Source organism: Pelistega indica (genome assembly GCF_000506865.1).
GTDB lineage: Bacteria > Pseudomonadota > Gammaproteobacteria > Burkholderiales > Burkholderiaceae_B > Taylorella > Taylorella indica.
Genome location: NZ_AYSV01000098.1, coordinates 1 through 13,934, shown reverse-complemented (window position 1 = coordinate 13,934; position 13,934 = coordinate 1). Strand labels below are relative to the sequence as shown.

The 13,934-nt window shown below is 37.7% G+C and carries 8 protein-coding genes and 2 pseudogenes; 3 read left to right on the top strand and 7 right to left on the bottom strand.

The genetic code is table 11. From position 1 onward, the window contains the following. Positions 1-85: 85 nt before the first annotated feature. Positions 86-769, top strand: a complete 684-nt coding sequence (locus tag V757_RS23950; protein ID WP_023951952.1) for a hypothetical protein — start codon at positions 86-88, stop codon at positions 767-769. Positions 770-922: 153 nt separating this feature from the next. Here V757_RS23950 and lon read toward each other — a convergent pair whose 3' ends face one another. From lon to V757_RS29655, 5 genes are all read right to left on the bottom strand, one after another. Continuing rightward, positions 923-3,400 carry an endopeptidase La gene (gene lon / locus V757_RS23945; protein WP_147628872.1) on the bottom strand — a complete coding sequence of 826 codons (2,478 nt, stop codon included), beginning with the start codon at positions 3,398-3,400 and terminating at the stop codon, positions 923-925. Positions 3,401-3,490: 90 nt separating this feature from the next. Further along, positions 3,491-4,735 carry an ATP-dependent Clp protease ATP-binding subunit ClpX gene (gene clpX, locus V757_RS23940; protein ID WP_023951948.1) on the bottom strand — a complete coding sequence of 415 codons (1,245 nt, stop codon included), beginning with the start codon at positions 4,733-4,735 and terminating at the stop codon, positions 3,491-3,493. Between the two features lie 75 nt (positions 4,736-4,810). Beyond that, positions 4,811-5,467 (bottom strand): ATP-dependent Clp endopeptidase proteolytic subunit ClpP, encoded by a 657-nt coding sequence (gene clpP, locus V757_RS23935; RefSeq protein ID WP_023951946.1) that lies wholly within the window; start codon positions 5,465-5,467, stop codon positions 4,811-4,813. After that, positions 5,467-6,771 carry a trigger factor gene (gene tig / locus V757_RS23930; RefSeq protein ID WP_023951944.1) on the bottom strand — a complete coding sequence of 435 codons (1,305 nt, stop codon included), beginning with the start codon at positions 6,769-6,771 and terminating at the stop codon, positions 5,467-5,469. Before tig ends, clpP begins: the two co-directional genes overlap by 1 nt. Before the next feature lie 166 nt (positions 6,772-6,937). Then, the gene (locus V757_RS29655) at positions 6,938-7,072 is read right to left on the bottom strand and encodes a hypothetical protein (protein ID WP_256330959.1); all 135 of its coding nucleotides are present in this window, start codon (positions 7,070-7,072) and stop codon (positions 6,938-6,940) included. A gap of 120 nt (positions 7,073-7,192) precedes the next feature. Between V757_RS29655 and V757_RS23925 the strand changes: the two genes are divergently transcribed. After that, positions 7,193-7,642 carry a hypothetical protein gene (locus V757_RS23925; protein ID WP_023951942.1) on the top strand — a complete coding sequence of 150 codons (450 nt, stop codon included), beginning with the start codon at positions 7,193-7,195 and terminating at the stop codon, positions 7,640-7,642. Between the two features lie 86 nt (positions 7,643-7,728). Here V757_RS23925 and V757_RS23920 read toward each other — a convergent pair. Together V757_RS23920 and V757_RS23915 are read right to left on the bottom strand one after the other, a co-directional pair. Then, positions 7,729-9,100: pseudogene (locus tag V757_RS23920) on the bottom strand (L-serine ammonia-lyase). An 85-nt stretch (positions 9,101-9,185) separates the two neighbouring features. After that, on the bottom strand, positions 9,186-12,800 hold the full coding sequence (locus tag V757_RS23915) for a YhdP family phospholipid transporter (RefSeq protein ID WP_452425607.1): 3,615 nt from the start codon (positions 12,798-12,800) through the stop codon (positions 9,186-9,188). Between the two features lie 83 nt (positions 12,801-12,883). On the opposite strand from V757_RS23915, the pseudogene V757_RS23910 reads away from it, so the two are divergent. Next, positions 12,884-13,873 (top strand): annotated as a pseudogene (locus V757_RS23910) ([protein-PII] uridylyltransferase family protein); the annotation flags it as partial. Between the last annotated feature and the right edge of the window lie 61 nt (positions 13,874-13,934).

The following is a 13,934-nucleotide window of genomic DNA, read 5'->3' as shown; positions in this document are numbered from 1 at the left end:
ATATGACAAACAAATTTTATGTATTTGAACTAATATAGCCTTAAAATAGACAATTCAGTCTTAAAACGAACAGGAGATTACTCACATGGGTAAAAAAGCCATAACACTTATTTTTTTAGCCATTTCTATTGCTATACTCCTATTTATTGTTAGTACGTTTTATAGTGCATTCACTCGACCAGATCAAGCATCTATCCCTCCTGTAGAATCTACGGATACCCCTCAAAACACGGTCAGTGGAACTATCACGCCAGCTACGCCACCAGAGACAGTAGAAACTACAGCAACATCACCAGCAACAACGGAAGCGACAACATCAGAGCAAGATACTGAAGTCCCTGATACAGCTAACCAAAATAATACTACTGATGACGTCAATGTAGGTAACAGCAGCAATGAAGAAGCAGGCCAAGTACTTGAACAAAATCCTCATTTAAAACAAGCATTACCAACCGTACCTACTGCCCCAGCAACCACTGATAGCACTGCAATCACCAATACCGACAATACAACCACGGCACCTGCAAATAATGCTACCACTGAATCAGCCCCCAAAAACTCTATTCGTGTGGGTAATGTGGAAACGCTACCTTTAAATAGTAATGATAGTACTACTAGTGAAAATAGTAGCTTTCCTAAACCAGCTACGACTCGTCCAACAACACAAAGCCAAAGCACACCATCCAACTCGGCATCTGGCAATGATAACGCTAGTTTCCCTAAACCTGCCGCTACAGAAAATAGTACATTCCCCTCTCCTATTAACTAAAGAAGAAAACCTCACAGATATGATGTAGGTAAAAACTAAAAGGACTGCCATCTGTTAAATACAGTCAGCAGTCCTTTTCATCACTTTTTAGATAAACCGTTCACATCTAAGCAATCAGCCCATGACTAGACTTTTTACTAATAATGACCTGATCTAGTGACTAGCTACACGACGAGTTTTCGTTTTTTTAACCTCTATAGGTTGTACTCCTTTAACAGATTCAACCATATTAAGTGCAGCAACTTCAGCCTCTGTTAATGCTTGTGGCATACGTTCCAAAGCTACCTCTAGTACTTGATCTATCCATTTAACAGGAATAATTTCAAGACTATTTTTAATGGCGTCTGGAATTTCCACTAAGTCTTTCACATTTTCATGTGGAATCAAGACTGTCGTAATACCACCACGATGTGCAGCTAGTAGCTTTTCTTTAAGGCCACCAATTGCTAATACCTCACCTCTTAAGGTTATCTCACCAGTCATTGCCACATTTGCTTTAACAGGAATACCTGTAAAAGCTGAGACCAAAGCAGTTGTCACTGCAATACCAGCAGATGGACCATCTTTAGGTGTCGCTCCATCAGGGACGTGAATATGCATATCTTTTTTCTCAAAAAGACTATCAGCCAATCCAAAACGATGTGCTCGAGAACGAATAACTGTGCGTGCCGCAATCATTGACTCTTTCATCACATCACCGAGAGAGCCTGTCTGTTGAATTGCACCTTTACCAGGTACGACAGCGACTTCAATAGTCAATAAATCACCACCGACTTCTGTCCACGCTAAACCAGTTACTTGCCCAACTTGATTGTCTTTTTCAGCTAAGCCAAATGTAAATTTGTGCACCCCTAGATACTGTTCAATATTTTTGCTATTAACAGTAATAGTTCGTGTCTTAGTCGCTTTACGTGCGGCTGTTTTTTTAGGTTTTGCGATTTCCTTACTATCAGCCCCTGCCAATAAAATCTCTTTGACAACTTTACGACAAATCTTACTCATTTCACGTTCAAGAGAACGCACCCCTGCTTCTCTGGTGTAATAACGAATAATATCTAAAATAGCTTCATCCTGAATCACCAACTCATTTTCTTTTAGACCATTATTTGTCATCAATTTCGGTAGCAAATGATCTTTAGCAATATGTAATTTTTCATCTTCTGTATAACCAGCAAGACGAATAATTTCCATACGATCCAATAATGCAGGTGGTATATTCAAGGTATTACTTGTCGCCACAAACATCACATCGGATAAATCATAATCTACTTCTAAGTAGTGATCTTGGAAGGTATGATTTTGTTCTGGATCTAGCACCTCAAGCAAGGCAGATGCTGGGTCACCACGGAAATCCATACCCATTTTGTCAATTTCATCCAATAAGAATAAAGGGTTTTTAACACCAACTTTAGTCATATTTTGGATAATTTTGCCTGGCATTGCTCCAATATATGTACGGCGATGACCTCTAATTTCTGATTCATCTCGAACACCACCTAACGCCATACGTACATATTGACGGTTAGTCGCCTTAGCAATGGATTGTCCTAATGACGTTTTACCCACACCAGGAGGTCCTACTAAGCACAAAATTGGTGCTTTAACCTTAGTCACACGTTGTTGAACCGCAAGATGTTCAAGAATACGCTCTTTCACTTTCTCAAGACCATAATGATCTTCATTCAGAACCGACTGAGCATTAGCCAATGAATTATTCACCTTAGATTTTTTCTTCCAAGGGACATTAACTAGCGTATCCACGTAGGTGCGCACCACTGTCGCTTCTGCCGACATCGGTGACATCATTTTTAATTTTTTGAGTTCAGCTGTGGCTTTCTCTTTTGCCTCTTTAGGCATACCAGCCGCCTCGATTTTCTTCTCTAACTCTTCAAAATCAACGCCATCCTCACCTTCACCCAATTCTTTTTGAATAGCTTTAACTTGCTCATTGAGGTAATAGTCACGTTGACTTTTTTCCATTTGTTTCTTGACACGACTTTGGATTTTACGCTCCACTTGCATAATATCCATTTCAGTATCAACAATGCTAAGCACTTGTTCTAAGCGCTCTGTCACATCTAAGGTAGAAAGTAATAATTGTTTTTTATCTTGCTTAACCGTTAAATGTGATGCCAACGTATCAGCCAAACGATCTGGGCTATCAATACTTTGTAAATTGCCCAATACCTCTGGTTGAATTTTCTTATTAACTTTGACATACTGATCAAAGTGTTCAAGTACAGCACGCATCAATGCTTGAATTTCGGGTGTACGAGTATCATCCACCTCAACTTCTTCAACTCTAGCACTATAATGCGTATCCACTTCTTTTATCTCGCGCACGAGTATACGTTGCTTGCCTTCAACAAGCACTTTGACGGTTCCATCTGGTAATTTAAGTAACTGCAATACGTTTGCCAACACCCCGACATCATAAATATCATCAGGACCTGGGTCATCATTATTTGCAGATTTCTGAGCGACCAATACAACTTGATGGTTAGTCTCAGACATTGCCTTTTCAAGTGCTCCGATAGAACGAGGGCGTCCCACAAAAAGAGGAATAACCATATGCGGGAAAACAACTACATCACGTAATGGAAGCAATGGTAATTCAACTGTATTTTGCATTTGAAATTTGCGATTAGTCGACATTGAAATCCTTTAAAATAAGTTTTCTACAAGTAGCTTAAATAGTGGCTTGTATCTAAATTTCAAGTCTTATTTATAAACTAATACTGGCGCCTTACCTGATTCAATGGCATCAACATTAAGAATCACTTTCGCTACATTTTTTTGTGACGGCAAATCATACATAATATTCATCAGTGATGACTCTAGAATAGAACGCAATCCTCTGGCACCAGTTTTACGTTTTAGAGCTTTTTTAGCAATTGCCTTTAATGCTGCTGGCTCAACTTCTAATTCAACACCTTCCATCGAAAATAATTTTTGATACTGTTTAACTAATGAATTTTTGGGTTCAGTCAAAATTTGTACCAAAGTATCTTCATCTAGTTCTTTTAAAGTCGCTACGACAGGCAAACGACCAACTAATTCGGGAATCAAACCAAATTTAATAATGTCTTCTGGCTCTACTTCATTAAATAACTCGCCTACACCTTTTTCTGATTTACTTTGAACACTCGCTCCAAAACCAATCCCAGACTTCTCTGTTCGATTTTGAATAACTTTTTCAAGGCCATCAAACGCACCACCTACAATAAACAAAATATTGGTTGTATTCACTTGAATAAAGTCTTGATTAGGATGTTTGCGTCCACCTTGTGGAGGCACAGAAGCCACAGTACCTTCAATTAATTTAAGCAATGCTTGTTGTACACCCTCACCAGATACATCACGTGTAATTGATGGATTATCCGATTTGCGAGAAATTTTATCAATCTCATCAATATATACAATCGCTCTTTCAGCCTTTGCCACATCATAATCACAATTTTGCAATAGCTTTTGAATAATATTTTCGACATCTTCGCCAACATAGCCTGCTTCAGTCAAAGTAGTAGCATCTGCCATCACAAATGGTACATTCAATTGACGAGCTAACGTTTGTGCTAATAATGTTTTACCAGAACCAGTTGGTCCGATTAATAAAATATTACTTTTGCTTAATTCTACATCATCATTTTCAGTATCTAACTGATTATCAGCATAACGAATTCGTTTGTAATGGTTATATACTGCAACAGCTAAATGACGTTTAGGTTGGTCTTGACCAATAACGTATTGATCCAAAAATGCTTTAATTTCTACAGGAGTAGGTAAAGGAGCTTCGTCACCTACCTGTGCCTGTTTCTTATCATTTGATTTAATGAGTTCTAAACAATCGTTGATGCAATTATTACAAATATAAAGTCCTGAAGGACCTGCAACTAAATTTTTAACCTCTGCCTTTGTACTATGGCAGAAAGAACAACGTTCGTTTTTTGAAGATTTATCAGTCATATGATTTTTTCTATAAATAAAAGAGGTCGGCGTTAACCGACCATCTAAATTAACAAATGTTAACCCTTTAGAACCTTAAAGCGCTGAACGCTTTTCAAGTACTCTGTCAATTAAGCCAAACTCTAATGCATCCGCAGGACTCATATACTTGTCTCTTTCGGTATGCTGACGAATAACATCTAAGGATTGTCCTGAATGTTTCGCCATGATTTGATTTAATTGCTCTCTTAACGATAAGATTTCACGTGCCTGAATATCAATATCAGTCGCTTGCCCTCTCGCGCCACCTAAAGGTTGATGAATCATAATACGCGAATTAGGTAAGCTAAAACGCTTGCCAGGAGCTCCAGCATTCAATAAGAATGCTCCCATACTAGCTGCAAAACCAGTACAAAGCGTAGAAACTTCTGGCTGAATAAATTGCATCGTATCATAAATTCCGAGGCCAGCATAAACACCACCTCCTGGAGAATTGATATACAAAGAGATATCTTTCTCAGGATTCTCTGACTCTAAGAAAAGTAATTGAGCAACCACAAGATTAGCAGACTGATCGTTTACTTCACCCACTAAAAATACAATTCTTTCTTTAAGGAGACGAGAGTAGATGTCATAAGAACGCTCTCCACGACCAGACTGCTCTACTACCATTGGAATATAGCCCAGACTGGTCGGTCTCACCGACTCATCACCATGCAAAGACGCATAAAAATCGGTAAAACGGCTAGTCATTATACTTGTCCCATAATTTCTTTGAAATCAACTTTAGAGTCTGTAACTTTCGCTTTTGAAAGCACAAAATCCACTAAATTATCTTCAAGCACTAAGTTTTCCATATCAGCACGGCTTTGTTTATTACTTAGGTAATAAGCCACTACTTCTTCTGGTTTCTCATAGTTTTGAGCAAACTCTTCGATACGAGCACGAACTTGATCCATTGTTGGGCGTAAATTCTCTTTTTCCACCACTTCATTTAATAACAGACCTAAACGAACTCGACGATCGGCTTCTGCTTCAAAAGCAGCAGACGGAATTTCGAATGTATCAGCATTTGGCATACCTCGCGCTTTTAACTCTTCTCGTGTTTGGGCAATGCGAGAATTCACTTCATCAGTAATTAACGCTTTTGGCACATCAAACGTTGATACTTTAACTAAAGCATCAAATACATTTGATTTTGTACGAGCTAATGCACGTGCTTTAGCTTCACGTTGGATATTTTTAAGAATCTCTTCTTTCAATTTAGCTACATCACCGTCAGCTTGACCTAACGATTTAGCAAACTCACCATTAACTTCTGGTAATACTGGCTCTGCAACTTCTTTCATCACGATAGTAAATTCAGCTGTTTTACCCGCTACTTCTTTACCTTGATAATCTTCAGGGAAAGATAATGGGAAAGTTTTTTCTTCACCTGCTTTTAAGCCTTTTGCTGCTGCTTCAAACTCTGGCAACATACGACCTTGACCAAGAATGAATGGGAAAGCTTCTGCTTTACCACCTTCAAACTCAACACCGTCAATTTTACCTACAAAATCAACAGTAACACGGTCATTATCTTGTGCTGCACGATCTACTTTTTCGTAATTAGCACGTTGCTGACGTAAGATATCTAAAGTACTTTCTACTTGTTCATCACCAACTTCTGTTGTCACACGAGTTGCTTCGATACTTGAAAAATCAGGTAATGTAATTTCTGGGAAAACTTCAAATTTAGCGACAAACGCTACAGTACCTTCAGCAGCACCCTCTTTTGGTTCCATAGATGGGACACCAGCAACACGTAAACCAGCTGCCTTAACTGCCTCATCAAATGCTTGCCCAACTTTTTGGTTTAATACGTCATAACGTACGCTTGGACCATGACTACGCTCAATAACAGACAAAGGTGCTTTACCTGGACGGAAGCCTTGAACTTTAGCTGTACGAGCCACACGTTGTAATTGTGTTTTTACTTCTTTTTCAATGTCGTCTAATGATACGACTAAATCAACTTGGCGTTCTAAACCTTCTAATGTTTCTACTGTTGGTTGCATTTAATTAACCTTACTTTTAATAAAAAAAAAACATGAATAGCTCTCTATTTTATCCGAATTTTTTTTTTAAATATCTGTAAATCAATACTTTATTAAAATTACAATTATCTAGAGAGTGATTAAATTCATCTACTACTTGATGTTTAGGATAATTAGCCTCTAAAAACTAAAATGCCACTCCTGTTCCTAACGACCATCCATAACCACTATTATTCACACCTGCACCACCATAGTAGGTACAAGCACTCATCATAGTCGCCAAAAGGGAAACGATAATAAGACGATTTAATTTAATTTTCATATGAGATAGCTATAATAAACTGTCCGTATTCAATATGATAACCTTATATATGTTTTATAATGGGCTAAGCATACTATCTTATTCTAATTACTAAATACTAAAGTACTAAAGGAGTTATTTATGCAAGATACACCTGAACAATCTACTGAAACAGTTAATTATTCTGCTGAAAATACCACACAAACAGAGGTAGCCAATCACCCTTCTCCATTTAGTAATGGCACTTTTGTTATTGCCTTAATTATTATCGGCTTATTCATTCTATTAGTTACCTGGTCTATCAGCTTCACTGCTTTATTCTTTGGTGCTTTTGGTACTTTTCTATCAGTAGCAACATGTTTCTTGGATCATCAAAATTTCCGTTTCCGCTCTAACGGCAATTGCAAATTATCTGATGAAAATTGGGCTTACCTAGCCACTCGTGCAGTTTTTGGTGCTTTATTTGGTTCTGCTACCGTACTATTAGTAATTGGTAATCACGGACACGCTCACTGGTCAGCTATTGCCGGTTTATCTACAGTGGGTGCTTTCTTAATTGATTTTATCGTTTTCAAAAGAGCCACTCACTAAACAATTTATTATCTAAAACAAAGGGAGCTTTGTCTGCTCCCTTTCTAAGCCAATCACGCTGTGATTATTTTTCTAAGTAAATCACACTAACACGCTGGAATATTAACCGCCAAACCTGCCTGTGAGGTTTCCTTATACGTTGACTTCATATCCGCGCCAGTTTGTTTCATCGTCAAAATCACTTTATCCAATGATACTAGGTGTTGTCCATCACCGCGTAAGGCTAAGCGTGCAGCATTAATAGCTTTAACAGCCCCCATAGCATTGCGTTCAATACAAGGCACTTGCACCAACCCTCCCACAGGATCACAAGTCATACCAAGATTATGCTCCATACCAATCTCAGCCGCATTTTCAACTTGCTGTACCGTTCCCCCTTGAACAGCGGCTAAAGCCCCTGCTGCCATTGAGCAAGCAACACCTACTTCACCTTGGCAACCGACCTCTGCCCCAGAAATAGAAGCATTTTCTTTATATAAAATCGCAATTGCGCCTGCTGTTAATAGAAAATCAATGATACCCTGTTGGTTATTCGGTGACAAAAATCGATCATAATAATGCATTACAGCAGGAATAATCCCAGCAGCACCATTAGTCGGTGCTGTCACGACACGCCCACCTGACGCATTTTCCTCATTCACGGCTAACGCATATAAATTAACCCAATCCAACATTGCCAAAGGATCTCGTAAAGATTCCTCGGGGCGTGATTTTAGCGTTTCATAAAGAGAATGTGCTCGTCGTTTTACTTTAAAACCACCCGGTAAAACACCCTCTTGTGAACAGCCTCTTTTCACACAAGCTTGCATAACAGACCAGATGTCTAACAATTTCTCACGTACTTGCTGTTCAGGTAGATAGACCTTCTCATTTTCCATCATGAGTTGAGCAATACTAAGATTATTCTTAGTAGCTTTTTCCATCAACTCATCCCCCGTCTTAAAAGGATATGGTACAACGACATCTGGCGATAAGTTCACTTTTAAACCATCACAATTCATCACAAAACCACCACCGATAGAATAATATTCTTTTTTCATCAACAACGTATTATCAGCATCAAACGCTTTGAAACGCATACCATTAGGATGCTGTGGCAATGTCTCTTGCCAATTAAAAATAATATCTTTATCAGGATTGAATGCTATTTCCTGTTTATTCAATAAGGAAATTTTATGTTGGCTAGCTAATTTTATCTACTAAGGCGGGAATAATATCGCAATCCACTTCATCAGGTAAATAGCCATGCAACCCCACCATAACAGCTTTGTCACTAGCATGACCAAACCCCGTTGCACCCAACGAGCCAAATAACTCAATGGTGATTCGAGCCACATCTGGTATGAGATTAGCTTCTTCTAATCGATTGACAAATCGCACAGCCGCAATCATCGGGCCAACCGTATGAGAACTAGATGGGCCTACACCTATTTTGAATATATCAAATACACTTAACATTAGCAGTATCTCCTAATTTTTTCGTTATTATCATTGATTATTTTGTGATGTAATCATAGCATTCCTTATCGATAATAACTGCAATTTAGTTACGATAAAGTGCATCAATATTCTTTTGTTGTTTCTCATCTTTCAACTCTTCATCCTTCGGCAACGGTTGATCATTAATTAATGGATTATCCCAATCACCTGAAACATGTAAATAAGTTGTTAATGCCCTATTAAGGCTATCTGATAATAGCCATTGCGATAAAAAAGCGCCTAGACCGACTACTGGATTAACAATGATCCCAGCAAGAACCGCTGTTCCACTCATTTCAATTTTAGGAATCGCTGCCACTTGAAAGTTTAGTTTTTTGCTTGCAATCTCTGTATTGCCAACAGCAGCCATTGCCAATATAGGGCTATCCAGTCGAAAATCACTCACATAAAAACGATTATTTTTTAGTTCAAAAAAAGCTCGCGTAAAATCAAATGGTAAGCCTTTCCCCATCACACTAGGTGTTTTTGTGGTTAAGTTTGCAAGACTTGATAAAGACTGTAATGAGATAAGTGCCAATGCTTTTGTCGCTGTAGTATCTAGTGTCAATAAAGCACCATGTTTAATTTGCGCATTACCACTCACATCCAAATCCTTTACACGAATGTGACGAACGTCTGGAGCAGCCACCTCCAAATTAGCAAAACCAGTACCAGCCTTCATAAAATCTTTATAGTTAAAATAACTTAAAAAATCACCCATATTGACCGTATTGATATTCACCTTCATTTGCATACCAGTTTTAGTCGTATCACTGATTAGTTGCCCTGTAGCAAAAAGACTCGCTACATCATTACTAACACGTAAACTATCAAGTTGCCACTGGTCTTTAGAGATCCTTTTACTATTAATATCAATACTGCCTATTAATTGTTTATTCCAATAGAGTTGCTTAATTTTTCCATTAATATCCATTAAATCAACTCGAGAGGTTTTACTAGAAATATCATCTGTATCAGTTGAAGAAGGAAAATTCTCTTTCGCACTAAAACTTACTCTATTTAAATCAGCATCAATACGCTCTACACGACCATGCAAAGATTTCAGGCTAATATCCCCTTGAATATCATTAGAATCCAAATTAAATTGCCAAGTATTTGCCTGTAACTGCCCAACAGCCTGAATATTTTTCACTATGACATCGAACAAACTTAAGGAATTGACCTTAGCTGAAATTTGTCGCAATGATGGGAATAACGATGGTTTAGCTGATGACGACGAAGTAGATTTCACAGGTAAGGAACCACTACTATAGGTTGAAAATTCATCTACAATATCTAACCATGCATTAATATCCCAGTCTCCTCCTAAGGCATCGATAGATAAATCATCTACTGGTAGTTTCGCTGGCTTATTAATTGCTATGACGCCTCGATTAAAGGCATTAATAGACCTATTTTTATGCTCAAAAACAATATGTACAAAATCCTTAAAGTCTATTTTTAATTGTTCATATTGATGTGTCTTTGGAGCAATAAGCTTTACTGACAAAGGTGTTTTTTGCGAAGCAGATTTACCCATACCATTTGGCAAATCTATTGATAAACCTTGTAATTGACTCTGCACATTTACATCTAATAAATCACCACCTAAGAAATGGATTTGTGTGGCATAATCTGCCACTCCCTGTACACGATGCAATCCTTTTAACGGTAAAAAGTCTCTTAGTCCTTGTCCCGTAAATTTACCATTTACGTGAAGTATATCTCCTTTAGCACCAATTCCTCCTTGTAGAGTAGCTGATCCACCAAGTAACTTTCCATTAATTTTTTCAATTTCAACATGCTTTTCATTAATTTTTATTTTTCCATCTGCATGCATCAATGTAGGGTGGTTAGGTGAAAATTGGAAACTGGTATCATATGCATCAAATTGAGCATCCACTTTGGTCTTATCTGGATCCATAATAGGAATCGTTAAGTCCAAGTTGCCTTTTAATTCTCCAGATATTTTCGTTTTATCTAACACCTTATTTAATAAAGGTCTTAACGGAGAATGACGATAAAATTTTAAAAAACTATCACCATTGGTTTCTATACCAGTTTTGATTAATACTTTTGTATTCTTCTCAATATTATTAACTTCTACTTGAGCATCATTAGTCGCTAGCTTGGATAATGCTAATTCAGGATTAAAAGATAATTGTGGACCTTTAATCAGAATATTGCCACGATTAAAATCAATAGTCCCCTCCTTGACATAGATATCAGGCCAATAGGTATTTTCTCTTGCGGGAAATTGATGATAGTGTAATTGCACATCCCTTACATCCCCTTTGATTCTAAAATCACCTGACGATGCATGCTCTCCAAAGGGAATATGGTCAACAACGCCCTTGACACTAATCTCAGCATTTTCTGCATACCCTTGCAAAAATGCTTTTTCTAACCAATCTAGGGCATCTGCATCAATCGTTTTAGGCAGATAATTTGCTAACTGGCTCAATTCTAACCGTGAGACATTGGCGTTAATATCAACAATTCCATTATCACTATGAGGATCAAATCGCCACGAACCAGTCACTGACATCTTCCCTTTTGGAATTTCTAAGTGTGCATGATTAAAAACCACTTCTGGTATATCGCCCTCAAGTAAGTTATATACACCTTCTATTCTCACCTTGTTAACCTGCATAGGATGGCGGAAAAACTCATTCGCCTCAATATGTAAATCATCTGATGCCAATGCAAATTGATAAGGTTTACTTAAGCCATTTTTGGAAGAAAAATCTACGCTAATATTTTTACCACTTAACAGGAATTTCCCCCCTACACTCTCTTTATCTTGAAATACAAAATCCTCTAACTGAGAATGTGTCGTAAAGTCAGTAATATTCAATTCATTAAACGTAAAATGAGCCTCTGCATTTTTAATTTTTCCTGTCTGGAATATAAGAGGAAAAGCAACCCAATTCTTAAAATAATGAGGATACCAATCTTTCCAATTAATATTAACAAACCCATTACCTTGTTTATCTACATTAGCATTTAGCAGAATAAAACTACCCGCTTTTTTTGGGGGACTAATATGTAAGTCTACTGTTAATTTTTGTTGGTCATGTTCAGCATTAAAATACACCGGCTCAAAAACCAAATCCTCCACACCGCTGACTAACTTATCTCGCCAAACAATACGACTACTATCAATAAGGATTTTTTGTGGTAAGCGTTCAAATCCCCAGGAAAGCCAAGGTTTGAGAGTCGCTAACATATCCTGTTCTGACATTGGTTTAACTTTTAAACTGCCATCTTGGGAAGCTAAGAGTTTTCCTCCTAGCAATATTCTTCCTTCACTATTGCGTTCAACCACTAACTCAGCATCTGATACTCGAATACTACTAACTTCAGGCTTAAACATCAGTAAAGAACGTGGTGATATCGCTAATTCTAATAAACCGATTTTTGCATCATCATTATTTTTTTCATTACTTAATGATGCTTGCTTAACCTGCAAATGAGGAATAAGGCCTTTTTCCCAATCCACAACAATTTTTTCAAATTGCAATGAAGGATGTACATTTTTTTGCAACCATTGAATAATTTCTGGACGCCAATTATCAATGTTTGGAGCCAAATAAAACCGCCCTACCAATATAAGTAGTGTCATAAGCACCAAACAGCTGCAGAAAAAATATAAAAGTAATTTAAAAACTTTATTCAAAACAAACCTTATTGATTATCAATTTATTTGGTATTTAAACTATTATATAACGTTGAATAGATTTCTCAGTTTGGTGATTAAAAATGAACGAAAGCTTAACAAATTCTTTACTTTGGTCCCATTTTCTTAAAAGACGCTTAGATTCTCGTCCAGAGCTTCGTGAACAATTACTAGAAGATATCCAAACCCCTGTTACGCCAGATCAGATAATGAACTGGCTTACTGAATTAGGGGGTTCATTGAACAATACACCAGCAGTAGATGTAGCGACTTGCCGCTCTATCATTCGTAAATTAAGAAACCGTATTTTCCAAACGCTTATTGTTAGAGATATCAATCAAATTGCCTCTTTAGAAGAAGTAGTAACTGCCATGTCATTGATGGCAGATATTGCTATACAAATGGCTTATCGTTCAGTCATGCAAGACTTAACTAATGCTCATGGCGTACCTATTGACCCACTAAGTAATCTCCCCATGGAAATGATTGTACTTGGTATGGGAAAGTTAGGAGGACAAGAACTAAATGTTTCTTCTGATATTGATTTAATTATGCTCTATGGTGCAGAGGGAGAGACAACTGGCAGAAGACCTATTAGTTATCATGAATTCTATGGCAAATTAACCCAACGAATGATGCCAATTATTTCAGACCCTGATGCCGACGGCTTTGTATTTAGGACAGATCTTCGCCTACGTCCAGACGGTGACGGTAGTCCTTTGGCTTGGAGCCTAGATGCCTTAGAAAGCTACTTAATCACACAAGGTCGAGAATGGGAGCGTTATGCTTGGTTAAAAGCACGCGTCATTCCGGTAAAATTTTTCTCAGATAGTGATCCCGAAAAAGACATTCATTCTTTAGAGAGTTTACGACGCCCATTCGTCTATCGTAAATACTTTGACTTTGATGCCTTGGCGTCATTAAGAAAATTACGTGAGCAAATACGTCAGGAATGGGTAAAAAAAGCGGCTAATCGTTCTGGTACAGATACTTCGCAAAATATTAAACTAGGCGAAGGCGGAATTCGTGAAATTGAATTTATTGTACAAGTTATTCAGCTTATTCGTGGTGGCCTGTATGCCTAGACCTACAAGAAAAAACTTGTAAAAGACTTTTAGCTGACTGAAAATCATG

What these genes read in the sequence shown, in the direction of transcription:
- V757_RS23950 (WP_023951952.1), top strand. Translation starts at nt 86, where the DNA reads ATGGGTAAAAAAGCCATAACACTTATTTTTTTAGCCATTTCTATTGCT.
- lon (WP_147628872.1), bottom strand. Translation starts at nt 3,400, where the DNA reads ATGCAAAATACAGTTGAATTACCATTGCTTCCATTACGTGATGTAGTT.
- clpX (WP_023951948.1), bottom strand. Translation starts at nt 4,735, where the DNA reads ATGACTGATAAATCTTCAAAAAACGAACGTTGTTCTTTCTGCCATAGT.
- clpP (WP_023951946.1), bottom strand. Translation starts at nt 5,467, where the DNA reads ATGACTAGCCGTTTTACCGATTTTTATGCGTCTTTGCATGGTGATGAG.
- tig (WP_023951944.1), bottom strand. Translation starts at nt 6,771, where the DNA reads ATGCAACCAACAGTAGAAACATTAGAAGGTTTAGAACGCCAAGTTGAT.
- V757_RS29655 (WP_256330959.1), bottom strand. Translation starts at nt 7,072, where the DNA reads ATGAAAATTAAATTAAATCGTCTTATTATCGTTTCCCTTTTGGCGACT.
- V757_RS23925 (WP_023951942.1), top strand. Translation starts at nt 7,193, where the DNA reads ATGCAAGATACACCTGAACAATCTACTGAAACAGTTAATTATTCTGCT.